Genomic DNA, 24967 nt, shown 5'->3' on the forward strand with positions numbered 1-24967 from the left:
TAAAACGATTCACTATTATACCCATATAAGATAACCGTTCATCCTCCTTTTTACTGGTAAACGTTTACAGTCGACTTGCTAAATAAAGATTATCATCTTGTCCAAAACTTATCAATCGCTTTCATGCAGATAAATTAATGAACCAGAACACGGATTTTGGTTCATTTTCTGAATTATTATTCAGGCTTTTTTGTACTGCTATATTCTTTCAGCAGGTATTAAAAAAGATTGGCAACAATCAATGTTGGCAATCTTTTTATAATTCTTTTATTTTTATAAAAATAGTCTCATTTAATCGTTAAGAAGTTACTCTTCTTGCAGGAAAGACTGTGGATGATCTTTACTGTAATTAATGAATCCTTCATACAACAAACTTAAAACCAAATTCAATGTACAAAAAGAAGTGTTGTTTAAATTACTGGTTTTGTTCATATTTGATACTTGATAATAAAGATTATAATCTGTCAGGTAGGATAGTGTGTTCCTTGAAAAAACTGTCACTGAAACCATCGGCGTTCCTTTAAGCGAGATGCTTTTAAGCACTGGTTCTATAGAATCTACATTTCCTGACAATCCTATAATAAACAATAGGTCATCTGATGTGATACTTTGAGCGATTAATTCCAGTTCTACCTTGCTAGGGATAATGATCAAATGAATGTTACTGTTCATCAAGCACCTTGAAAATTCGCTCAACATCAATCCTTGTCCATAACCTGTACCATAAGCAAAAATCCGTTTAGAACTGACCATTAATTCATAAATTTTTTCAGCACTTTTATCTTGCTCAAATAGGCGGATAGTAGCTTTGACATCTTCTAATACAGTGGAAGAGTTAAAATAATCGTTGCTGGAAACTTTAGTATTTTCCATACTTTTAATTTCTTCTTTTAAAAAGTAGCGAAATTCGCTATACCCTTTAAATCCAAGTTTTTTAACCATACGAATAATCGTTGAAGCTGAAACATTCGAGTACTGAGCAATTTCAGACACCGTTTTGTCGCCGCATAATTCAAGGTTTTGGCTAATGAAGCTGATGACATATAAATCGTTTTCATTTAGCGAATCGTAGTACTTATTAATAAGCTGCTCTAATCTCATGGGTCAATTGCCTCCTATGTTAACTAAATTCAAAATTCTGTTATATATCAGTTTAACATAAGAACGGTTTATATTAAAAGTCTCTAATATGTTTAGAAACCTCTTTGATGAATGTAAAAATTTCTTATGGAACTGTTATTATTTCAATTTGCTGCTTCTTTTTCTAAATAAATTACAACTCTTATAAGCATTCATTGATTGTAGATGATAATACGTTTTCTCAAATAAAAAAGACCTTACTCTGTTTAAACTGCACAGTAAGATCTATCTAACTAGATTTATTCATAAGAATTTATAGGGTATCTCCGAGGATCTTTCACTTTCGTTTAAAATTCTGTTTCTTTATTTTCCATACAAATATCCATCGTCAAGTTTAACAACACATCTGCTCCTTTTTTCAAGTCAGCATAATCTGTCCATTCATCTGGATGATGAGAAACACCTTCTTTACTTGGAACATAAATCATATTTGTAGGTGCAAAATCAGTCATGATCATAGCATCATGTCCCGTTCCATTATTAATAATAGCATGCGAATAACCTAATGTGTCGCAGATCCCTTTCATTTTATCTACATTTTCAGCATCCATCATACTTGGCGGGGTTGGGTTAGGGTAGCCAATACGAGCCATTTCCAGTAATTCAGTTTGAACACCCGTTTCTGCTTCGATACCTGCTAAAATTCTCTGGAATTCTTCCTTCAAATCAGTGCTATCGAGAATTGCTTTATCAAATGTTCTGATTTCAACTAATGCTTGTACATAATCTGGAATAAATTGATTAGAATTTGGAGAAATGTCCAAGGCACCAACTGTACCAGCAATTCCTGATCCTAGTCCTTTCATAATATCGTTAACAGCAATAACGAATTTTGAAGCTGCTACTAACGCATCTTTGCGTTTGTCCATTGGAGCTGTAGAATCCTCTAATTCTCCATGAAATCTCATCTTATAGCGGCCTATACCTGGTAAATACTCAATTAAGCCAACATCAACGTTATCTTTTTCTAAAATTGGCCCTTGTTCAATGTGCAATTCTACGAAATTCTTAATTGATTTTGGCGCTCTTTTAGCACTTTCTAAATCAGGATCTAGTCCGTATTCTTTCATCGCCTCTAACTTCGTTTGTCCATGACGGTTTTTAACCGTCTTAAGTTCCAGTTCAGTCATCGTTCCCACCATAGCACGTGAGTTGGATACACCTGTTCCCGGTCCAAAAGTTTCGCCTTCTTCTGCATTCATTAAAATCAATTCAATTGGATAATCGTTTTCGATATTATTTTCCAATAAAACACGCATGGTTTCTAATGCAGAAACTACACCAGCTGCTCCATCGAAAGCACCGCCATTAACAACAGAATCATAATGAGAACCAATCATAACAACCGGCGCATCTTTTAATTTTCCTTCTTTGCGTCCAAATAAAGTTGAGAAGCCGTCTTCCCAAATAGTTAATCCAAGCTTTTTCATTTCATTAATTAAATACTCTTTAGCTTGCTGATCTTCTTTTGAATAAGCGGACCGGGTGACTCCATTTCCAGGTGTGGCATTAAAGGTAGCTAGGGTTTCGATATTATCAATAATTCGCTCTAAATTTGTTTCCAACATTTGATACGCCTCCGGTATAATAGTTTATTTTTATCAAACTCATCGTAACACCGGAAAATATTGTAAACAACGTTCTGAGAACACTAAGAAATAATATTCACGTTTAGAATATTATTTCTTAAAAAGGTGTACTATTTTTCTAGAAAAAATTAGATACACAGCTATTCATAAATAATCTATGTATCTTAAATCTATAAACCGCAAAAATTATATAGCCATACAATAGTGATTTAAACAGTACCATATACATATGTTTTTTAGCTATATAAAGCATCAAAATCTCAAATTATTAAATTTACGTAATACCTTGTATCTTAAAAATACTACCTACAAAAATTCAGCCAATAAGTAGTTGTAACATAATGCGAAAAAGTCCCTTACTCAACTTTTTAAGGCTGAATAAGAGACTTTTATTCGTTATTGCTCTTTGTCTTTTATTTAGTGTAGTAATGAGGATTCCTACTCTTGATTACTTCTTTGTTTTTTTAAAATAAAGTAAGCTGTTAGCCGCTGCTATTCAAGATAAAACAAGTTGTTTATTTCCATGAAATTTATTTCGATTAGCTTAAAACATCACTTTTCTTTAAACCTTGTCTATAAAACTCTTTCATATCCTCTTTAGGAACCATACTTCCTCCTGTAGCCCAGGCAATATGTGTTGCTTGGCCCATCTTTTCAGTTAATCCTTTTTCGGACAGATAACATTTCCCTTCTGTTGTACTAAATAAACGAGCAGCCCCTGGAACACCAGCTAAAGCTGCTGGTTCTAAGCCAATACCTTCTTTATCTATCATGGCTGTCAAGAAATGCTGAGCTTCTTTTTCTTGCAATGTAAAACCGCCATCAAAGAAATTTTTCATTAACTTTGAAACAAAACCGGACGTTCGTGGAACCGCTAATCCATCCATTCCAGTTTTGCCATCAATATCAAAGTCGTCTATTGATACTTCATCATACTCATCTGTAATCAACCCTAGCATCATTGAAGGCATATGTGTTGGTTCTGAGAAGAAACAATGAACATTATCTCCATAAACTTGTTTTAATCCGAATGTAATACCTCCTGGGCTGCCCCCGATTCCGCATGGCAAATACACAAATAATGGATGGTCTTCATCAACTTTCACCCTTTGTTCATCTAATTGTTTTTTTAGACGATTACCAGCTACTGTATATCCTAAAAACAGGTCCATGGAATGTTCGTCATCAACAAAGTAACACGTCGGATCTTGGTCTGATTGCATCCTTCCATTTTCCACTGCTTTTGTAAAATTTGTATTGTGCTCAATTACCGTAACACCATGGGATCTTAATAAATCTTTTTTCCATTGCTTAGCTTCTACAGACATATGAACAGTAACTTCAAATCCCAATTTTGCTCCCATTATCCCTACACTAATACCTAGGTTTCCAGTAGTTCCTACCATGATTTTATGTTTAGCAAAAAACTCACGAAACTCATCGCTTGCGAAAATTATATAGTCTTCATCGATGCTTTTCAGCAAACCTTCTTCTAACGCAAGTGTTTCTGCATGTTTTAATACTTCGTAGATTGCCCCTCTTGCTTTGATCGTGCCTGCAATCGGCAATGTGTCATCACGTTTCAATAGTAGTTTTCCTTCAATAATCGTATCGTAATATTGTTCAAGTTCTGCCTTCATTGTCGGTATAGCAGTTATTTTCGATTCAATGATTCCTTTTGTTTTTTCTGTCTCTGGAAATGCAGTTACTATAAAGGAAGCAAAGCGTGCTAAACGTTCTTCAGCATCGTCTACATCAGCTTTGGAAAGTTCCACTTTCTTTGAGGCCGTTGCAAAATCGCTTTTGAAACGATTGATCCAAAAAACACTCTCTGTCTCCATGATGTTTTTTAATACTGGTATTTCTTCTTCCCAATTTCCCAATGTTTTACCTGCAATAATTTGTTCACTCATATTATTTTCCTCCTAAGATTTAAATTAATAATATTTTTACTGAATATAACTTTCAAACAGATTAAAACGCTCTCATTTGACTGTGGGGCACGCAAATTTATAGCTGAGATATGAAATCATCGAATTACTTCAATGCCATCCATATATGGAATCAAAGCTGTTGGAATAAGAATACTGCCATCTGCCTGTTGATAATTTTCTAAAATAGCAGCCACTGTTCTTCCTACTGCTAATCCAGATCCGTTTAAAGTATGGGCATACTCGCTTTTTCCTTTTTGATCCCGATATCGAATTTTAGCTCTTCGTGCCTGAAAATCTAAACAATTGGAACAAGAAGAGATTTCTCGATAAGTATTTTGCGAAGGAAACCAAACTTCTATATCATAAGTTTTTGTGGCAGAAAAGCCCATATCTCCTGTACACAATACAATAGTTCTATATGAGAGTCCTAATACCTGCAGCACTTCTTCAGCATCATGAGTCATCTTTTCTAATTCTTCAAAAGAAGATTCTTTATCTGTAAACTTGACCATTTCGACTTTATGAAATTGATGCATCCGAATCAAACCGCGTGTATCTCTTCCAGCACTTCCAGCTTCTGAACGAAATGAAGGACTTAATGCTGTAAAGTAAATAGGCAGCTTTTCGTATTCAATGATTTCATTAGCATAATAGTTCGTTAACGGAACCTCTGCAGTTGGAATCAATACTAAGTTTTCATTTTCGATACTAAAAACATCTTCCTTGAATTTAGGAAACTGTCCTGTACCAAACATCGCTGATTCTTTCACTAAGTAAGGAGGAATGACTTCTGTATACCCATGGTTCCTAGTGTGTAAATCTAGCATAAAATTATAAACAGCTCTTTCCAGCCTAGCTCCTATTCCTTTGTAATACACAAACCGATTACCTGAAACTTTCGATCCTCTTACAAAATCAAGAATTCCTAGATTTTCTCCCAATTCGTAATGAGGCAGCGGCTCAAATTCAAAGTTTTTTCTCTCACCTCTAACACGTATTTCTTTATTTTCTTGTTCATCGTCTCCCAAAGGGACACTATCATCTGCTATATTCGGAAGTGTGATAAGAAGTTCATACAACTTTTTTTCAATTTTCGTTAGTTGTTCTTGTAACTTTTTGATTTCTTTATTTTTTTCTTTTGTATCATAAATTACTTTATCAGCATGGATCTCTTCTTTCTGCAACTGCTGAATCCTTTTGTTATCCGCATTTTTTTCGCTTCTCAACCGTTCAACTTCTTTTAGTTTAGTTCTGCGATTTTTATCTAAATCTATTATGTCCTCGATTACTTCTTTTTCTATCCCTCTGTCCATCATCCGTTTATGATAGTAATCTTCGTTTGTTCTGATTTTATTGATATCCAGCACTTCATTTATCCTCCCCTCGTAGTTATTGAACTGTTCTCATTTATCTTATATCTATCTGTTTATTTATAGTTTAATGTCAGGTTATAACTTCAATAGCTTTCTTTTTTGCTAACCCTCCACCTGTTCTAACTTCTTCAGCCGTTACGATTTTAGTGTTTTTAAAGATGTAAGATCCAAGATAACCGCTTGCTACACTTACAATGATACATCCTAAAGCAGTAATCAGTACTTTTCCTGCTGGATTATACGCGAACATGACTGCAAAACCTGCAATTGGGGTAGCCGTACCTGGAGTATTATTTACAAGTCCCATAAGTGCCACGATAATTCCGCTTGCAGCTCCTCCAATAAAGTTCGTTCCATAAACAGGAAGGGGATTAGCGGAAATAATGTCTGCTTGAGTTAAAGGTTCTATAGCTACAGATATGGTATCTTTCTTGCTTCCAAATTTCATTCTGCTAAATAGAACATAATTCATAAAGGATGACCCAAATACAGCTAATGCTCCTATAGCCATTGGAACACCTGTTAAGCCTAACATTGCCGTTAATGCCATAGAACTTAATGGAGCTGTTGCAACTACTGTGATAATTCCCCCTAAGATAATTCCCATCATTATAGGACTAGAATTAGCAGTAGAAGTCAATATTTCACCAATTTGAAGAAGTGTGGCATCTACGAGAGGAGAACTTATTGCTCCAATCAGACGAGCTAAAGGAGCACCAATCACGATAATAACGATTAAATCTAATCCACCAGGTATCTTTTCTTCCATCTTCTTAATAACAAAAGAGATAAGATAACCAGCGATAAAACCAGGTAATATTCCCATACCTGATAAAGAAAGTCCTACTAAAACAGCATACACTGGAGAAACTCCTAAAGCTAAAGGAACTAATATTGCTGCTGCTACACCGCCAAGGCTTCCATTAGCAGCACCTACTTCCCCTAAGAATTTTAAATTCAACACATTTCCAAAAAAAGCGTAGTGAAAGGCTTCCACTAAAAAACTTGCACAAGCTGCGTTAGCCAATGCTCCCATTGCTTTTGATCCATGTGGTGCTTTGTAATTGAATATCGTGAAAAAAGACAGTACTGCTAATAATAAAACCGTTCCAAGTAAAATATCCATCGAATTCCCTCCCTTTTTCTCAGTAAAAACACACGAAATTGTAAACCTTTTCATTGTGATTCAAAATTTTTTATGGTTTAGAATTCTTTGCAAAATCATTTCAAAAACGCGATAGCTTCTATTTCAATTAGAGCGTTTTTAGGAAGCTTTGAAACTTCAAAAGCCGTCCGTGTAGGATAAGGTTTTTGAAAAAATTCTTCAAATAACCTGTTTACTTCTTCAAAATAAGATAAGTCCTTTAATAAAACTGTTACCTTAACAATATCTTCCATTTTCAAATTCTCTTGTTCTAAAATAGATTGAATATTCATTAAAGATCTCTTACATTGGTCTGAAAAATTGTCTTCTAATTGGTTTGTTTTAGGATCTATAGGCAATTGACCTGACGTGAAAAGAAGATTCCCAGCTTTTCGATAAGCAGAATAAGGACCTATTGCTGATGGCACAGTTTGCATATATATCACCTCCTTGTGTTCTTCCTTTACTATAAACATATAGGAAAGCGCTGTCAATAACTTTTTATTATTATTAATAAAAATTATAATCATTATTAAAATATAAAGTCAAGATGTAACTTTTTTATCATTATGATATAATATTTGTACGTTACTTACATTAAAAAAGGAGAATCCAAAATGAAAAAAGAGACATTTAATCAATATGTAGGCTTAGTTTGTTTTTTAGGTAAAACTTTAGGCCCTAATCATGAAATCGTGTTTCATGTGATAGAAGAAGAACAGTCTTATATCGCTGCCATTGAAAATAACTCTATCAGCGGAAGAACAAAAAATTCTCCGCTTACTGGTTTTGCTTTAGAATTAATAAAGAAAAAAGAATATTTGAAAAGCGACTATGTAACAAATTACAAAGCAAAAGCCAATGGCGTCAACCATATTCAAGGCTCTACCTTTTTTATTAAAGATAACCAAGGAAGATTGGAAGGAATGCTTTGCATTAATACGAACTACACAAAATACAAAACTATTGCACAGGATATCCTTCAGCTCATAAACGCAAAAGATGATGTCTTGGACAGTGAAAATAACACAATAAATCCAAACCAACTAGCCCCAAGCACTGCTCAGGAAAATAGTGATGAATTTGTAGAAGTCCTTTCCAGTAACATAAAAGACATCATTTCTGATATTATCGGTCCTTCTATTTTTGATGAAAATTTTCTTCTAAATCAAGAAGCAAAAATTCATATCGTAGAGCAGTTAGAGAAGAAAGGAATCTTCCAACTAAAGGGGGCAGTCTCCCAAGTAGCCGAAGTTTTAAATGTATCCGAGCCAAGTGTTTATCGTTACTTAAAAATTGTAGCCAAAACAAATCAAGCGTAAGTCAGCCTTAATAAAACTTTATTGCCTTATAGTTCGTTTCTGTTAGCTTAAATCAAAATTTTCCCTAATTAAAAAACAAGTAAAGCAATCTAGTTCCAATTTTTATAAATCAGTCAAGTTCTTTCCTAATAAAGGTTTTTATATATGCTCATCCGTAGCAGCAAACCTTTACAGTAACTTTGAATAAACTATCTTATCAACCATTGCAAAGAATTTTTTTCAGAAAAATGCGAATTGAACAGTTTTAGTGTGTGATTAGTAATTTATTTCAACAATTTATCTATTTAGGAGGACATATGAAGAATTTTGTTACGCAATCGTGGTTGCTAGAGAATCGTTTAAATGATGATTTGATCATACTAGACGCCCGCGCAGAGTTGAATGACGCGAAAGCAGGCTTTAATCAGTACAAAGAAGGACATATTAGCAGAGCTCACTTCGTCTCCATGGAAAATACGATGACCGGTGAAATTGGCCCTCATGGCGGCAGACATCCCTTACCCGATATGAAAATCTTTATTGACGAGATGAAAAATTTAGGAATCAATGATTCCTCTACAATCATCGTTTATGATGATGGAAATTTGGCCATGGCGGGCAGACTATGGTGGCTGCTAAAATATGCTGGTAAGGATAACGTATTTTTATTAGAAGGCGGCATCAAGCATTGGATTGATAACGGTCTAGAAACGACTACAGCTATTACAAAGCCTAGAATATCTACATCTTTAAATTTAAATCTAAATTCAGCCATGATCGCTGAGATCTCAGAGGTAAAAACAGCTGCTGCATCAACCTCTACAGCCATTGTCGATTCCAGAGCACATGAACGGTATTCGGGACAAATAGAGCCTTTAGATAAATTGCCTGGGCATATTCCTAACGCTCTAAACTATCCTTGGATGGATTTGGTCAATGAAGGCACGATAATAGATATCGAAAATATAAACGAGAAGTTCAAATCTCTTGATAAATACGAGGAAATCATTGTCCACTGCGGTTCAGGCATAACCGGAACAGTCAATGTGTTATTCATGGAAGAAGCTGGTTTGAAACCCAAGTTGTATCCAGGCGGCTATAGTGATTGGGTTAGTTACGATGATAACGAGGTAGTAAAAGATTAAAAAGATATCGAGCTTACGATATCCGTAAATTTTGAACTAAAGTTGTTGTTTTATTGACAAACTTAATAAAAAACAACCAAACAGCCGGGATCCTTTAGAGGATTCAGCCTGTTTGGTTGTTTTGTTTGACCCTTATTCCCTTATCAGTCTCCAATTAACGACTAATAAGCGGTAAGCATCATGTACTCTTAGTATTTAGTGTCTTCAAACCCACAGAATGCGTCAACTGGACTAACGCCAGCGAATTCAGAACGTCCCAACATTTTTTCTACTAAAGCATCTACTGTGAAGTCTTTGCTGTCGTAAGTGTTGATATACGTTTGAACTTGAGGTACGTCTGCCAAATGGAATGGTGACAATAATGAAATAAAGATTGTCGGTACTTCTTGCACGTAGAATGGAATATCTGGTGTACCTTTACTTGCAGGCCATTGGATTCGTTGATTCGTATTTGGGTTAACCACCGACAAGTTAATGATCAAGTCATAGTTATCTGTTAATTCTGAAATCGGACGTTTTTGAGCGTAAACATTTGCGATGGCAGCTTTCATTTCTTTTTCAGGAAGCTTCATGATTTTATCCATCGCAGATTCTCAAATACTGACTTCAAAGCCTTCAGCTTCTAATCTTTCTTTCAACATTTCAGAAGGTTTTTGCCCACCTCCACCAATTAAAGCCCCAAAACCGCCTTCTACACCTTTAATGTCTACTAATAAAACACGGTTTTGTTTTGCTGGTGAAATCGGGAAAATATCTTCATTGTTTTTAACCAAAGTAATTGCTTTGTCCGCAACTTCTTCAGCAATTTTCTTGTTTTCAGGTAAACCGATCTTAGCTAAAGCTTCTTCTTTAGGCGGCATAATTTCAGTTTTAATTTTTTTATGCAAACCTAATGCTGCTTTAGTTCCTAAAATACGCGTTAACGCTTCTTGTAAACGGTCTTCCGTAATAACGCCGTTTTCGTACCCTTCCATCATTCATTGGAAATCTTCGTCTGGATCATTAAAGAACAAGAATAAGTCTGAACCAGCTGCAACTGCTGCCGGCAACATGTCTTTACGTTTCATTGGAGAAGTTAAAGCAACCATGTGGCTCGCATCCGTAACAACTAACCCATTGAATTCCATTTTTATCGCGCAATAAATCTATTAAAATATACTTGTTTAGTGTTGCAGGGAATGTTCTTTCTTTAATGGTTGCATCTGGATTGAAATAGCTGACATATTCAGGCAAGCCAATGTGTCCAGCCATAATCGAAGGTAAGCCCGCTTCGAATAAACTGCTGTATACTTTTCCAAATGTTGCATCCCATTCATCAACCGACAATGAGTTTGGAGCAAATGATAAATGCTGATCACGTTCATCAATTCCATCTCCTGGGAAATGTTTTGCAGCTGGTGCAATGCCGCTTTCTTGAATCCCTTTCATGTAAGCTAATGACAGTTCGATCGTTTGGTCTACATCCGCTGACCAAGTACGAGTTGAGATGATTGGGTTGCGCCAGTTGCGGTTGATGTCAACGATTGGAGCAAAACTCCAGTTGCATCCAATCGCAGCAGCTTCAACTCCGGATACACGCCCCATTTCATATGCGTATTTCGGATCATTTGTTGCAGCAATTTTCACTTCATGCCCAATGTACGTTCCGTCAGTACAAGCGCCGTTTCCGCCTGCTTCTGTATTAGCAGCGATCAATAAAGGAATTTTACTGTTTTCTTGCAAGATTCTATTTTGTTAATAAACTTCTTCAGCTTTACCTGGATTGTAACGTACACCAGCAATGTGGTAATCATTTACAACACTTTTCAGGTAATCTTCATCACGAGTAGCTCCCATGTTGATAAATAGTTGACCAATTTTTTCTTCAATGGTCATCTCTTCAATGGTATCTTTCACCCATTTTATTCCAGTTTCATCTAAATTATAAGGTTGTGCTTGTAAATCCACTTTCATTATAGACATCTCCTTTTAACATTAATTTCTAGTTATTCTTATATTTTGCTGCTTGTTCCATTTTCTACAAAAATATCTACCCGGAAAAACGTTTTCAATTATAGTTAACGGTTTCTATGAGGAATGCTAATAATATTAACAAATTCAAGAAACAACAACGATTGAACTATCTTTTAACGCTTTCTTGTTTTTACTTTTACGAATAGCTAAGTATCGAATAATGAAACTTGGTATCACAAAGCGTTTTCATTATAGCATTTTTAATTTATTTTGTCATACCCATTTTTCTAAAATTGGCACTAAAATTTAAATTCATCCCAAAAAATTGCGTATTGTGTCCTTTAAATCAGAATCTTCCTGAGGTATTCAAACTGTAATAGAATAAAAAAAACTGCTCACTATTTCGTGACCAGCTTTAAAATATTTATCCATTTAAATTACTCGTTAGTTAAACGAATCTGAACCTACTTTATTTATTTCCTTTAAACATCTTCATCCCTTTGGTATTCCAAAATATCTCCAGGCTGACATTCTAAGGCCTTACAAACTGCCTCTAAAGTTGTTAATCGAATCGCTTTTGCCTTTCCGTTTTTTAATATAGAAAGATTCGCCATCGTAATTCCAACCTTCTCCGAAAGTTCCGTTACGCTCATTTTTCTTTTAGCCAACATCACATCAATATTGATTATAATTGCCATATTATTCACCTCAGACCGTTAATTCATTTTCTGATTTTATCTTAATTGCTTCTTGTAACAGCCTCTGCAGAACTGCAGCAAAAACGGCAATCACCAGTGAAGCAAAAACAGGAACCATTCCGACTAAGACTAGACCAGGGGCATCATCCATTTGGGCTAAGCCAAACATAAATGGCAAAATCACCAAATATAAGCCACTGATTAGCAGTGCACAAAACTTGATATTTTTTAACGCTTTAACTGATAGATCAGAAAAAGATTGGTTCCTATCAATATGATTTAATAGCTTAAACGCTTGGTATAAAGCAGCGAAAAATGGGAATACAGATACATATATACCAATCAAAATGGGATATAATAATTGATTATAGGCTGGGCTTGCTGGATTATTAATTAACCAAGTCAGTCCAAATAAACTCAATGCAAGAATAGGAAGCCCGATAAGAAGAACAGCTAACTTTAAAAAGAGTGTAGTACCTTTTTTCACAAAAAACACCTCATTTAATAATTATTTATTTTACTTTAGCACCTTATTTATCGTATTACAATATATTTATATCGGTTTACGTTTTTCTTAAACTATAATAAATAAACAAATATAAAAATAGTGAGAAAATAGGACTGAATACTTTTTAAATCTATTGACTTCTCTTCTATCATTTATCAAAATAGAAGAGAATCATAATTATTTATCATGGAAAGGAGATTCTAATGAATACAACTAACATCGATAAACAAAATAGTCATTTAGATTTAAAGAACAAAGACGTACAAAACGTTCTCTCACTCTATCAGGATTATGCAGAAGCACCTTATATATCGCCAAACCGTGATTTGGAAGAGTGGTTAAACTCGGTCAGTATCGGCTCAGGAAATACTGTCCCAAAACGAAACATGATTCGTTTCGAGGAAGATATCTTGCCTGGTCACCTTATTTTATTATGGCGCATAAATTTTGGTACATTTACGAATACGAGCGTTTTTCCAAAATATTTTGAATACGATTACGGCATCAACGCAAAACAAGCATTAGATGAAGTCCAACAAATGGGTTATGCGAAAGAACTTTCGGCAACTGACTCATTAACTCACCTCAATGCTGCACAGTTAAAAGCCATTTTCAAACAATTTGGACTGACTGGCTATTCTAAGCTGAACAAAACAGAGTTAATGGAATTAGCTAAAGAACAATTAACAGAAGAGCAACTCGCTCCATATTTCAAAATCAGAGGTTACCAACTGACGCCAGCTGGAGAAGAATTGCTTGCTAAATACCCAGAAGTAATTGATCGGCACCCAAAAAAGAAATATTGATTTTAAACAAAAAAGTATGCTGCGCCCCTAATATTAGGGAGGCAGCATACTTTTTAAAACGAGTTGTGCTTTTATGAATGTTGAGCTTTTGGTTCATTTCATTCTTAGAATGTTGCAATCGTAAAGGCGACATCTTTTTGTTCTTCTGCTTCTAACAAGATAATGCCTTCTTTTTCTTCAAGCGTTCCAACTTCTCCGATGACATCTGGAAGTCCATAGAATGGTTCGATACAAATAAAAGGTGCATCCATTTGTTCTTTAGTCCATAAGCATAAATAAGGAAACTCTGAAACATCAACTGTGACTCCGTGTTTATTGTTAGGCGATGCTAACGTAACCGTTTCAATATTTGGTTCATCTATAATGATCAGTCCATCACGGAATGTTTCATGGTTCATTTTTAAAATGCCGTTTTCCATGTCTTTAAAGGGTTTCTTGTCACCGCTTCGGTAAGGAACTGGATCAATTTCGAAATAACTCACTTCTTTTTTAGGATCAATGGTCAATGTATAGTCATCGTAAGTTCCTTCGCCATTCATTGGAATATTAAATGCAGGATGGCCTCCGATTGAAAAAGGCATTGTTTCAGCGGAATGGTTTTTCACTTTATAAGCCACCTTAAGTTCAGGACCTTCTAAACTATAAGTAATCGTTAGAGTAAAATCGTATGGATACATTGCTTGTGTTTCTTCATTTGATTTCAACACAAACACTGCTTTTGCAGCGGAAGATTCTGCTACTTCAAATTCAAAATCTTTCGCAAACCCATGTTGCGGCAATTCGTAAGTTTGTCCATCTTTGTTGTATTTGTACTCATTTAAACGACCAATAATTGGAAATAAATTCGGTGCATGGCTTCCCCAAAAATCAGGATTTCCATCCCAAAGATAATCAAATTTTTCTTTTTTATGATAAATTTTTTGCAGCTCTGCTCCTTGTGCAGCTACTTCAACAAGTAATTGGTCATTTTCTAATTTCAGCATTTTTTTCCTCCTCTATTTCTATTGCGCTTTTCAAGCATACGCTTCCATCCTTTCAAAATCAATAGAATCAGAAATGTTGAATCTTCCCTTCCAGAAAAAATCGGTGCTTTAAAGAAGAAAAAAAGACCTAGAATAATTTTCTAGGTCCAATGCTTTATGACTGCTCCATCTTCCCCTTCAACTGGGTCTTTAGCTGGCCGAACAACAGAAGCAATCAGTTGTTTGATGACCTCATAATTTTCTGCTTCGCCTTTTTGCATATCTGGTTCAAGCCCTTCAGGATAAGCGCCTACTATCTTGAAATCATGACTTGCATCTATCCGCTTATGAGCTACGCCTGCTGGCAGGAGCAACACATCTCCTTGAGTAAATGGGTACTTTTCTGCATCTGGACCACCCAGCTGTATGGTCGCTTCGCCAGCAATACAAGCCAATACTTCGTGGGTCGTAGCATGAAAATGATGATAAGGAAAGATACCATTCACCCAACCATTTGAATAACCGTTTTGTTCAAATAGAGCCAGTACATTCTGTGCTGGATCAGACTTGTCTAATAAATCAGCCACTCCTTGAGGATAATAAAGGACAGGGAGCGAATTGTTAGGAAAGGGTTTATTTTCTTCGGTATAAAAAATTTCTACCATCGTTTTTAACTTCCTTTCTCTTACACCTGTTCAAAAATTATCTTAATCAAACTCTTCATATTCATTTGGATGTTGTCCTTCTACCCTGCCAGCTTCCCCTTTATCTAAAGCATCGATTTTTTGACAGTCTTCTTCTGTTAATTCGAAATCAAAGGCATCGAGATTGGCTTTTTGATGACTGAAAGAAGAAGCTTTTACAATGGGCATAACGTTATTTTGCAAATTCCAACGGATAATAATTTGAGCAGGTTCTTTTCCATATTTTTCCGCAATCGCAACAATGGTTTCATTTTCCAATACATCATTGATTTCACGACCAAACGGACTCCAAGCTTCTGTTACAATACCCAGTTCATTATTGGCTTCGACCAACTCTTTATTATTAAAGTAGGGATGGCGTTCAATTTGATTCGTAGCAGGAGTAACACCCGTCTTTTCGATAATGCGTTCAAGGTGCTCTGGTAAGAAGTTCGATACGCCAATCGTTTTGATCAGACCAAATTTTTGTGCATCTACCAACGCTTGCCATGCTTCTTCGTATTTGCCTTGTTTAGGCAACGGCCAGTGAATCAGATATTTATCAAAATAATCAATGCCGATACGATATAACGATTCTTGAATCATTTTGATTGCCTTATCGTATTCATGCGCTTTTCCTGGTAATTTTGAACTGATGAGCAATTCTTCGCGCGGAACGGTCGAACGACGAATCGCTTCTCCTACCATACCTTCATTCATATAGTTGGTTGAAGTATCGATGAGTCGATAACCCGCATCAATCGCTGTAAGAACACTGTTCACACCTTTAGCTCCTTGAATATTTACCGTTCCAAATCCAATCGCCGGCAAACTTGTTCCATCATTTAATTCGAATTTTTCTGTTTTTGTCATCTTGCTTTCATCCTCTCCATGAATAATAGCTTACATTATTCAGTATAAAGGATTAAGAGAAGTCTATCATGTAATACGCATTCAGTAGCTGAAATATCTCCTAATAAAAACATACCTTCTACTTAGCGCGACTAATGTTTAATAAAATCTTTTCTGCTATACTAAAAATAAAAGCGAGGGATTATGAATGGAAGTTGTAGAATTTGATTTTGTTGTAAAGGATAGTTTAAAAGCTCTTGAATTATATGAAAAGATCTTCCCGGTTAAACGTGTAGAAGTGTCTGACTTTAAACCTGGCACAAATGAAGTTGTCTTTACTATTTTCGAAGCTCGTTTTCATATGCTAGACGAGAACCCTGAATACCACTTAGTAGCTCCTAAAGAAGGTCATCCGCAATCTTTTTGGTTCAATATTATGGTTAATGATATAGATAAGACCTATCAAGCCGCTATTGAGAATGGCTGCTCAGAGATACAAGGTGTAACAAGAATGGAAGAATTCGGCATTTCAAATGCACAGTTTTTAGACCCTTTTGGTTATGTTTGGATGCTGCATGAAATTCACCGCGAAGTGAGCTATGAAGAAAGAATTGATATCTTAAAAGAAACGTTTGACTAATTCATTGTCCATACAAAAAAAGGAGAACTGCAGCGATGGCAGTTTTCCTTTTTTGTTCTTTCTATTTAGAATCGATTTTATGAGTCTGTTGGTACAATTTGCGAGCCAACATCGGTGTAACTAGAATAGTGATAATGGCTAAAGTGACGATTTGTGTCGTTGCACTGGTAACGTAAGACTCTAGCCCAGGATTGACTTGAGCGATGATGGCTGGGAAAGACGCTGAAACTCCTGCAACTGCATTCATGGATAATGCGGCCACTCCATCGTTCTTTAGAATCATTTTATCCACTACAACTAGCGGACTCATCAAGACATAGAATACGACGACTAGTATAATTCCATAAATACCAGATTGCAGTCCTTCAATCAAGTTCATTCCTTGACCAATATTCCAGCCAAGTATTGGAAGCAGTACACTGATTCCTGCACCAAAAATCTTTGAAAAATCTTTATCTAAATTCCCTAAAATCATTCCCAATATAAGCGGCAAAATAGTTGAGATAATCGGCATCCATGCGATTTCTCCTTGACCAGAAATGGCATAAATAAGCATGGGTACTGCAGGAATTCCAAATAAACCGACTAAACCAATAGCTGCTTTATCTACTTCGTCTCCGAAATCATTTACAATTGAAATATAAAGAGCAGGATTCATACTGCAAATGGCTACTATAAAAGCCAAAGCACTAATACCAAAAACGCCAGATTGTCCAAAAAGGGCGATAAATAATAGTCCAAAACCAACAGTTAAAACCAACTTCACGAGCAACAATACCCCATGGCGTTTAAAAAGTTTGCCAAGTGTTTTAAGATTGATCCCGATTCCGGAACAAAAACAAATCAATCCTATGATAAAATTCGTTCCGCTTCCTCCAAGAAAAGCATTTGTAATCCCACCTAGATTGCTAAATAAATTCGGCCATAAAGTATAAAGCAATGCACTCAGCAGCATTGGAACGAGAAACGTTCCTGCTGGAATCTTATTCATAAATTTTACCATGTTTCTTCCTCCTCAGTCCTTCCGTTTGAAACGGATTAGGCTTGTTCATTTATTGAAAAAATAAAAAGAATTCATTATGTGCACTTAAAACACGAATACATTTGCTGCTCAACAAGGGAACTTGTAGAATATTATACTTTCTATTCTAGCTTCCTTGTTTGATTAATGCACTTAAGAAAGCTTCTATGTCTTTTTCAGCTAGGAATGTACGCACCTAACTCTATTGTTTCTGCATTTTACTATACTACCATTTTCCCCAGTACTTGCAGGCATGATAAGCATTAACTTTTTAAACTTGTTCAAGCGACAAAAAAGCTGCTGCTTTATCAAACCTTTATCGATTTAGAACAAGCCATGGGGGCCTTAACTGTACAGTAAAAGTCGGATTAAGGCGCGCAAAACTCTCTTGAGGAACGATAAAGACCTTATTGTGGAACAATGAATGTTTCATGCAACCCTAGATAGGTCATAGAATTTAATTTTTCATAATATGTTCTCTTGTGATAATATAGTTGAGTGAAAGCTGCTATTTTTTTGCTTCTTTAAGTTTTATGAATAATTAAAAGAGAAGGGTGTGCTTGTATGATTTTTCAATTTAAAATTTCTTTACTAGATATCGGAGTACCCGTATGGCGAAGAGTCCAGGTGAATAGTGATTCCACTTTTCGTGAACTACATGAAGTTATTCAAGTTGCTTTCGATTGGTATAATTCTCATTTACACAACTTTTCTATTCGAAAATCAAATGGTCGAAAGATCCAAAATATTTTTATCGAACCTGATAATGAGTATCAAGGGCCTAACTCGGATGCTAGCTGGGGCAACTTCGCCTCGTTCATTGAAAATTTAAATGAGGAAGAAGAAACTCTAGCTAAGTGGTTCAAAAAAGAAAAAGATCGAGTTGTTTATACATATGATTTCGGAGATGACTGGGAACATGAAATCGTACTCGAGAAAATTTTAGAACCTGCTCCTGATATGTACTACCCTATTTGTCTTAAAGCAAAAAATGACACTCCTGAAGAAAACAGCCGAGGCGAACTAATAGACGGTGATTTCTTATTAATTAATCCAGATTCGAAGGAGATTGTCGAAGACATCAATGATATGTTGGGGGAAGGATTTTCTGATTTAGATTTTAAGTAATCAATAAAGTTGGAATAAGATAAACTATAGCTATACCGACTATGGATTGATTCGTTGCGCTTTTCAGTGACTTTCTTTTCATTAATCTTGCGTAACCTTAATGGTTTTAAATAAAGGCCCGATTTCTCAATATTAAATCGAGAAATCAGGCCATTATTACTTAGAAAAAACGTTCAGTTATTAAAAACAACTGCTAATAGAGGCCAGTACCAGCTAATTGCAGCAGTGTATGTACGATATACTTTTTACCGAGCTCGTCATCCTTAAAGTTTTTTTCATGGAAGATCGAACCTCTTTCGCTAAAAAAAGTAGTCCATTTGTCTTCTTCTTTAAAATAATGGAAGCCTTCAGCCATAGATGATCTTGTTGCATCACTCTGCGGGATACCATGGATCAATGTATAGTCATATACTTCTGCTTCACTAACCGTAAAAACGTTAGAGTACTTATGGTACCTCATATTTTTAATCCCAAGAGTTTTACAGGCAAAATCTAATGCATTTCCATACAACAGTATCTTTATTTGTGTTTCTTTATCAACCAAGACTATCAACCCCTTATAGGACTTTTGTATACTCACTTGCTGCTTTACTTTAATAACATTAGCATAATTTTATAGACGCACATACACATGATTTTCAAATCACCAATACTCTTGATACAGCGCTAAAAAAAAACAGTCAGCCATACCAGTATGCTGGCATTACTGACTGTTTTATTTCTAACCGATTTGTTTACAGAAAGTCTTCGTTTATTGATTATTAGCCAATTGAGATAAGTGAAACTCTAGGTGTTCTTCAATAAAACTCGCAATCGTATAATAACTATGGTCATGTCCTTTTTGCATTCGGACCGTCAACGGATAGTTTTTCTCCTCTGCAACAGCCGCTAGCTTAGATGGCTGCAATTGTTTTTCATAAAAAGAATCCGCATCTCCTTGATCAATCAACACTGGAATCTTTTTGCCCGTGTAATTCTTTAGCAGTTCTGCTGCATCCCATTCACGCCATTTTTCTTTATCGCTGCCAAGATACGCGTTGAAGGCTTTTATCCCCCACGGAACTTGACTAGGATTAACGATCGGCGCAAAAGCAGAAATCGAGTGGAACCGCTCTGCATTACGCAGTCCAACCACTAAAGCCCCATGGCCGCCCATAGAATGACCTGAAATAAATTCTGGGCCAGTTAATTGAAACTGGTCATGAGCGATGGCAGACAGTTCTTTAGTGATGTAATCGTACATTTTATAATGAGGCTCCCACGGCTGTTCGGTAGCATTAAGGTAAAATCCTGCTCCTTGGCCTAAATCCCAATCCTCTGAATCTGCTACATGCTCTCCACGAGGACTAGTATCTGGCATGATCATCGCTACGCCTAAACGCGCAGCAGCTTTTTGTGCGCCGGATTTTTGCGTAAAATTATCATCGGTGCACGTTAAGCCTGATAACCACCAAAATAAAGGCGGATTAGAAAACTTTTCTTTATTTGGCAAAAATAAACTGAAGGTCATTGGGCAACCTAAAGTGTGTGAATCATGACGATATTTGTATTGTGTTCCGTCAAAAACAACGTGTTCTTCAAGCAGTTCTAATTTTGACATGTTTATCCCCCTCATATGAAATTGATTGAAACAACTTAATGGTAAGAAAGAACCGTACGAATTGATTTTCCTTCATGCAGTAAATCAAATGCTTCATTGATTTGTTCAAATGGCAAAGTATGCGTGATAAATGGATCCAATTGAATCTCGCCGCTCATCGCTTTCTCAACCATACCTGGCAATTCTGAGCGCCCTTTTACTCCGCCAAAAGCAGAACCGCGCCAAACGCGTCCAGTCACTAGTTGGAATGGACGAGTGCTGATTTCTTCGCCAGCTCCGGCTACCCCGATAACGACGCTTTCTCCCCAGCCTTTATGGCAGCATTCTAAAGCTGAACGCATCACATGTACATTTCCGATACATTCAAAACTATAATCCACACCGCCATTTGTTAAGTCAACGATGACTTCTTGAATAGGACGATCGTATTCTTTGGGGTTTAAAAAGTCGGTAGCGCCCATTTCTTTAGCTAATTCAAACTTATCTGGATTTGTATCAATAGCAATAATGCGTCCAGCTTTTGCTTGAACAGCTCCTTGAATAACCGCTAACCCGATTGCGCCTAACCCGAAAACAGCGATAGTATCGCCTTCTGTTACTTTCGCTGCATTGCTTACCGCACCAATCCCAGTGGTTACACCGCAACCCAATAAGCAGACTTTTTCTAAAGGTGCTTCTGGATTTACTTTTGCTAACGAAATTTCAGAAACAACCGTATATTCACTAAATGTGCTTGTTCCCATATAATGATAGATAGGTTCTCCTTTATAAGAAAAACGAGTCGTTCCGTCCGGCATTAATCCTTTGCCTTGCGTTTCACGAATCGCTTGACATAAGTTCGTTTTACCTGAAGTACAGTATTCACATTTGCCGCATTCCGGTGTGTATAACGGAATCACATGATCCCCTGGTTGAACGGAAGTTACTCCTTCTCCGACTTCTACAACGATCCCACCGCCTTCATGTCCCAATACTGCGGGAAAAACGCCTTCTGGATCCGTACCAGATAAGGTATAGGCATCCGTATGACAAACAGCTGTATCTGTAATTTTAACTAATACTTCCCCTTTTTCAGGTCCTGCTACATCGATTTCTACTATTTCAAGAGGTTGACCTGGTCCAAATGCAACTGCTGCGCGTGATTTCATTTTGTTTGTCTCCTTTTATCCTATCAAATTAATCCAAAATCAAGGGGTATATACTCTATTGCTTGCATACTCTGCTTCCCCCTAAAAAATGCATCTTAGCCAAATGATACCATGCCTGTTCTTTTGCTACAACTTGCTTCAATTGTATCTGCTTATCTTCTTTAAATGTTCTTAGCATTAAAACCAGACAAAAATTGGATGCTGATTTTGTAAAAATAAACAATAAAGAACAGAGCAGGAAACCCTACTCTGCAAAAACCAACTTTTTGAGGTCACAGCTCTCATCTATAAATAGAACGAGCACATCTGACTTTTTGGGGTTCATACCTTTCCAGGTGTTTTTTATTTAACTTCTGCCCTCTAGTAGAGACAATACGATGGATCCCATTCCGAAAAATGCAATGACAAGACCAACAATCATACCAATTATTGGGGTAACTCCTAAAACAGAGAGAATAATTAATCCTAATAAAAACAACCAAAATGATCGTGCATTGGACCAATTAAATCTTTTTTGGAACCAAAGACCCATAAAAACTGAAAGAATGATCTTTGAAATATAAAAAGCTACTCCATATAGTGCTAATAAGATAAAACTTAACGGTATCCCTATAACTGTAATCATTAAAAGGATAGAAACGATAGGAATCAATACAACAGCTAAAGCTCCAAAACCAAGGACTCTAAGTGGAGAAACTGCTATTTTTTCAGCTACGTTAGGCCAAAACTCCGGTCTGATCCATCTAACAAAAAGCCATACAACTAAAGGAGCTATTATGCTAAAAAGAATTTTCATCAAGAGTGCAGTCGTAAACACTGACTTAGCAGATTCAGAAGATTTAGGTTCAATTTTTTTCCAAGTTGTTTCTCCTATGACTTCAGAATTATTGGAAAAATCTGCTTTGTTTTGACTGCTGTATTTTAAATCTCCGCCGATCTTACCATCAATAGATAAAGAATCACTTGAACTAGACAAATCACCATTGATTACGCCATTTTGATAAACTTTAGCTCCACCAACAAAAACATCTTTCTCAATGACTGTACCCTTTTCAACGAAGATATTTTGTCCTGCTAAAAAAGCACTGCCGTTTGTTTGAGACTTCACTTTCAATGTAGCTCCAGCTAGATAAATAGTATTTTCAACAACACCATTTAGAGTGACATTTTGCCCAGCCACAAATACGCTACCTTTGACTGTACCATTTATAACCGTACTTTGACCTGCTACAAATAAATCTCCATCAATCGTTCCATTAACCTCTACGTTACCAGCAGTTATAAAAGTAGTCCCATTTATATCCCCATCGACACGAACATTTTCTCCTGAAAGAAAACTCGTTTTTTCTAATGTTTCACCTGACTCTACAACAATATTGTCCCCAGAAATACTTTCCGCTAAAACACTCGCAAAAGGAATCGACATAAATACAACCAAGAGCAACGATAGAAGTAGTGCTTTAAATTTCTTGTTGCGGTTGATCTTTAGCATAAGACCCCTCTCCTTTAAGTTTTTCACCTATTTGGAAATCATTAGCTGCCGTTTAGTTCATCAAATCTATGGGAAATTAGCTGACCACTATTAACCAAACAGTTTAACATCAAATCACTAAGTGAGATGGATAACCGCTCCAACTGTTCTGGTTTTGTGATAGTTTCATCGCGTCTCTTATAAACTTATTATACTACACCATTGTTGCAAGCGGTAACAAATAGAGTTGTTCGTTGATATCAAAATATTCTCGTAACATTTTCGAATCCGAAAAACTTCCATGAACAACAAACAAGCTTCGGCGACATGATCAATGTTGCTCTGGAAGCAGCTATTAAATAATAAAACTTTTACACAAAAAAACATTCCATTACGACATGCTCTTAACGAAACATGTGTAGTGGAATGTTTTCTTTTCGTTAAATTAAAGAAGTTTTATAAACCGAATAGTGCCCTAAAAAAATAGGGTATAAACTCACAAACAATTTCTCTTTGTTTATGACTGTCTTTCTTGATTTCAATTTACCTTTGTAATCCGGGGAATTGCCATATACCAGAAGTACGAATGAAGTCACGGTAGATAACCATCTCTTCTTCTTCCGTCACTTTTTGTGCTTCTTCTTCACTATCGTAATCCATATACACAACATTCGTAAATTCTCGATTTGATGTTTTATTCTCTAACGTATCCATCAATTGACTGGCTTCATTAAACGTTACAAGTGCCCGTCTCATATGACTTGCACTCGTAATCAACGTAATATCTTGCAGTCCCTCTTCTCTTACGATATCCATAGAAAACAATGCATTCTCAACAGTATCTGTGGCCAATGCTTCTTTAAATATTCTTTCTTTATCAATACCTTTTTCAACTAGCCAATCATACATTAGTTCTGCTTCTGTGTGTCCTTTTTTAGGTACTCCGCCCGTTACAATGATTTTTGAATCTGGGTACTTCTCTGCAGCCTTCAAAGTGACTTTTAATCTTTCTAAGAGGGTTTCCTGCATTTCTCCTTCATCTGAAAGAGCGTAACCTAAGGTAATGATAGCATGATTATCTTTAGTAATATTTTCAGGAACTTCAGAATTAAGTGTCGTTTTTTCTATTTCCTCAATAGAATCAAATTTCACCTCGTATTCTTGCCCTCGTTCTTGGTCTATTTCAGAAAGTTTTTGTATGTCTTTTTCAAATGAGTCTGTATCTCCTGTAACTTTTGAATAAGCAGCATGCAGTATGTGAGCTTCAAAATTATCAGGGTCAATATCAATAATTTCTTCAAATGACTTTAGGGCTTCTGGTATTTTATCTTGTAATATCTGTGCAGAAGCCAATGAACGCTTTAATTCGACGTCATAAGGGTCGATAACTGTCGCACGGGCAAAAGATTGTTCTACTACATCATAATCGCCATGCAACGTTATTCCTTGAAACAATTCTTTTTCAGCTTTTTTCATATCACCGCCATACCAATAATAATGCATCGCGATTTCTTCAAGAGCTGCTATTCGCTCGCTTGTAGGCTCATTATTACGAACTTGTTGGAATAATTCTTCCGTATTCTCTTTTGGTTCTTCTGTTTCTAAAGAGCTTTCATTTGCGTTATCTTTTACCTCAGAAGTTTCTACAGCAGTAGAAGTTGCAGAATTATCGTCGGTTATAGTATTGCCTGAATCAGAACATGACGCAAGAATAAGCGTTGCAAACGCTATAAAGAACAAAGAAACTTTCTTATTCACTGTTAACACCTTCCTTTTTTATTATTTTATCCAACTCCCCCGAAACGGAAATCGCTTTCATTTCATATCACTAACATAGCACATTGTTATTTTTGCGTCAAAACTTCAACCTG

At 36.0% G+C, this 24967-nt stretch carries 22 protein-coding genes and 1 pseudogene; 5 read left to right on the plus strand and 18 right to left on the minus strand.

Annotation, left to right across the window (positions count from 1 at the left end; genetic code table 11):
• Positions 1 to 306 precede the first annotated feature (306 nt).
• From NY10_RS07545 to NY10_RS07570, 6 genes are all read right to left on the minus strand, one after another.
• Positions 307 to 1101, minus strand: coding sequence for a MurR/RpiR family transcriptional regulator (locus NY10_RS07545; protein WP_058919394.1), 795 nt, complete (start codon positions 1099 to 1101; stop codon positions 307 to 309).
• Between the two features lie 326 nt (positions 1102 to 1427).
• Entirely contained in the window at positions 1428 to 2708 is a 1281-nt protein-coding gene (locus NY10_RS07550; RefSeq protein WP_231726717.1) for a M20 family metallo-hydrolase, read from the minus strand.
• A gap of 560 nt (positions 2709 to 3268) precedes the next feature.
• Positions 3269 to 4642: a D-serine ammonia-lyase gene (dsdA, locus tag NY10_RS07555; protein WP_058919395.1), complete on the minus strand. Its 1374-nt coding sequence runs from the start codon at positions 4640 to 4642 to the stop codon at positions 3269 to 3271.
• A gap of 116 nt (positions 4643 to 4758) precedes the next feature.
• Positions 4759 to 6030: a serine--tRNA ligase gene (gene serS / locus NY10_RS07560; protein ID WP_058919396.1), complete on the minus strand. Its 1272-nt coding sequence runs from the start codon at positions 6028 to 6030 to the stop codon at positions 4759 to 4761.
• Positions 6031 to 6106: 76 nt separating this feature from the next.
• On the minus strand, positions 6107 to 7162 hold the full coding sequence (locus NY10_RS07565) for a PTS sugar transporter subunit IIC (protein ID WP_058919397.1): 1056 nt from the start codon (positions 7160 to 7162) through the stop codon (positions 6107 to 6109).
• Positions 7163 to 7257: 95 nt separating this feature from the next.
• Complete coding sequence (locus NY10_RS07570) at positions 7258 to 7617, minus strand: RidA family protein (protein ID WP_058919398.1); 360 nt, start codon at positions 7615 to 7617, stop codon at positions 7258 to 7260.
• 180 nt (positions 7618 to 7797) lie between these two features.
• Between NY10_RS07570 and NY10_RS07575 the strand changes: the two genes are divergently transcribed.
• Together NY10_RS07575 and NY10_RS07580 are read left to right on the plus strand one after the other, a co-directional pair.
• Positions 7798 to 8502 carry a helix-turn-helix transcriptional regulator gene (locus NY10_RS07575; RefSeq protein ID WP_058919399.1) on the plus strand — a complete coding sequence of 235 codons (705 nt, stop codon included), beginning with the start codon at positions 7798 to 7800 and terminating at the stop codon, positions 8500 to 8502.
• Positions 8503 to 8798: 296 nt separating this feature from the next.
• Positions 8799 to 9626: a sulfurtransferase gene (locus tag NY10_RS07580; protein ID WP_058919400.1), complete on the plus strand. Its 828-nt coding sequence runs from the start codon at positions 8799 to 8801 to the stop codon at positions 9624 to 9626.
• Positions 9627 to 9814: 188 nt separating this feature from the next.
• Here NY10_RS07580 and NY10_RS07585 read toward each other — a convergent pair.
• The 3 genes and pseudogenes from NY10_RS07585 to NY10_RS07595 all read right to left on the minus strand — a co-directional run bounded on the left by NY10_RS07585 (position 9815) and on the right by NY10_RS07595 (position 12764).
• Positions 9815 to 11579 (minus strand): annotated as a pseudogene (locus NY10_RS07585) (glycoside hydrolase family 3 protein).
• 482 nt (positions 11580 to 12061) lie between these two features.
• A complete protein-coding gene (locus NY10_RS07590; protein ID WP_058919401.1) occupies positions 12062 to 12277 on the minus strand; it encodes a helix-turn-helix domain-containing protein in 216 nt (71 codons plus the stop codon).
• Positions 12278 to 12287: 10 nt separating this feature from the next.
• Positions 12288 to 12764 carry a DUF2975 domain-containing protein gene (locus tag NY10_RS07595; protein ID WP_058919402.1) on the minus strand — a complete coding sequence of 159 codons (477 nt, stop codon included), beginning with the start codon at positions 12762 to 12764 and terminating at the stop codon, positions 12288 to 12290.
• Positions 12765 to 12988: 224 nt separating this feature from the next.
• On the opposite strand from NY10_RS07595, the gene NY10_RS07600 reads away from it, so the two are divergent.
• Positions 12989 to 13591, plus strand: a complete 603-nt coding sequence (locus NY10_RS07600; protein ID WP_058919403.1) for a hypothetical protein — start codon at positions 12989 to 12991, stop codon at positions 13589 to 13591.
• Between the two features lie 104 nt (positions 13592 to 13695).
• Here the strand turns inward: NY10_RS07600 and NY10_RS07605 are convergent, their stop codons facing one another.
• The 3 genes from NY10_RS07605 to NY10_RS07615 all read right to left on the minus strand — a co-directional run bounded on the left by NY10_RS07605 (position 13696) and on the right by NY10_RS07615 (position 16109).
• Entirely contained in the window at positions 13696 to 14574 is an 879-nt protein-coding gene (locus tag NY10_RS07605; protein ID WP_058919404.1) for an aldose 1-epimerase family protein, read from the minus strand.
• 140 nt (positions 14575 to 14714) lie between these two features.
• Positions 14715 to 15218, minus strand: coding sequence for a cupin domain-containing protein (locus tag NY10_RS07610; protein WP_058919405.1), 504 nt, complete (start codon positions 15216 to 15218; stop codon positions 14715 to 14717).
• Positions 15219 to 15260: 42 nt separating this feature from the next.
• Positions 15261 to 16109: an aldo/keto reductase gene (locus tag NY10_RS07615; RefSeq protein ID WP_058919406.1), complete on the minus strand. Its 849-nt coding sequence runs from the start codon at positions 16107 to 16109 to the stop codon at positions 15261 to 15263.
• 187 nt (positions 16110 to 16296) lie between these two features.
• On the opposite strand from NY10_RS07615, the gene NY10_RS07620 reads away from it, so the two are divergent.
• Entirely contained in the window at positions 16297 to 16728 is a 432-nt protein-coding gene (locus tag NY10_RS07620; RefSeq protein ID WP_058919407.1) for a VOC family protein, read from the plus strand.
• Between the two features lie 61 nt (positions 16729 to 16789).
• Here the strand turns inward: NY10_RS07620 and NY10_RS07625 are convergent, their stop codons facing one another.
• Positions 16790 to 17731 (minus strand): 2-keto-3-deoxygluconate permease, encoded by a 942-nt coding sequence (locus tag NY10_RS07625; protein ID WP_058919408.1) that lies wholly within the window; start codon positions 17729 to 17731, stop codon positions 16790 to 16792.
• A 582-nt stretch (positions 17732 to 18313) separates the two neighbouring features.
• On the opposite strand from NY10_RS07625, the gene NY10_RS07630 reads away from it, so the two are divergent.
• Positions 18314 to 18877 carry a plasmid pRiA4b ORF-3 family protein gene (locus NY10_RS07630; protein WP_058919409.1) on the plus strand — a complete coding sequence of 188 codons (564 nt, stop codon included), beginning with the start codon at positions 18314 to 18316 and terminating at the stop codon, positions 18875 to 18877.
• A gap of 193 nt (positions 18878 to 19070) precedes the next feature.
• Here the strand turns inward: NY10_RS07630 and NY10_RS07635 are convergent, their stop codons facing one another.
• From NY10_RS07635 to NY10_RS07655, 5 genes are all read right to left on the minus strand, one after another.
• Entirely contained in the window at positions 19071 to 19421 is a 351-nt protein-coding gene (locus NY10_RS07635) for a hypothetical protein (protein WP_058919410.1), read from the minus strand.
• A 207-nt stretch (positions 19422 to 19628) separates the two neighbouring features.
• Positions 19629 to 20477, minus strand: a complete 849-nt coding sequence (fghA, locus tag NY10_RS07640; protein WP_058919411.1) for an S-formylglutathione hydrolase — start codon at positions 20475 to 20477, stop codon at positions 19629 to 19631.
• A gap of 35 nt (positions 20478 to 20512) precedes the next feature.
• Positions 20513 to 21625 (minus strand): S-(hydroxymethyl)glutathione dehydrogenase/class III alcohol dehydrogenase, encoded by a 1113-nt coding sequence (locus NY10_RS07645; RefSeq protein ID WP_058919412.1) that lies wholly within the window; start codon positions 21623 to 21625, stop codon positions 20513 to 20515.
• A 346-nt stretch (positions 21626 to 21971) separates the two neighbouring features.
• Positions 21972 to 23117: a DUF8173 domain-containing protein gene (locus NY10_RS07650; protein WP_058919413.1), complete on the minus strand. Its 1146-nt coding sequence runs from the start codon at positions 23115 to 23117 to the stop codon at positions 21972 to 21974.
• Between the two features lie 522 nt (positions 23118 to 23639).
• Complete coding sequence (locus NY10_RS07655; RefSeq protein ID WP_058919414.1) at positions 23640 to 24854, minus strand: YdcF family protein; 1215 nt, start codon at positions 24852 to 24854, stop codon at positions 23640 to 23642.
• Positions 24855 to 24967: the final 113 nt, after the last annotated feature.

The organism is Carnobacterium sp. CP1, from assembly GCF_001483965.1.
Lineage (GTDB): Bacteria > Bacillota > Bacilli > Lactobacillales > Carnobacteriaceae > Carnobacterium_A > Carnobacterium_A antarcticum.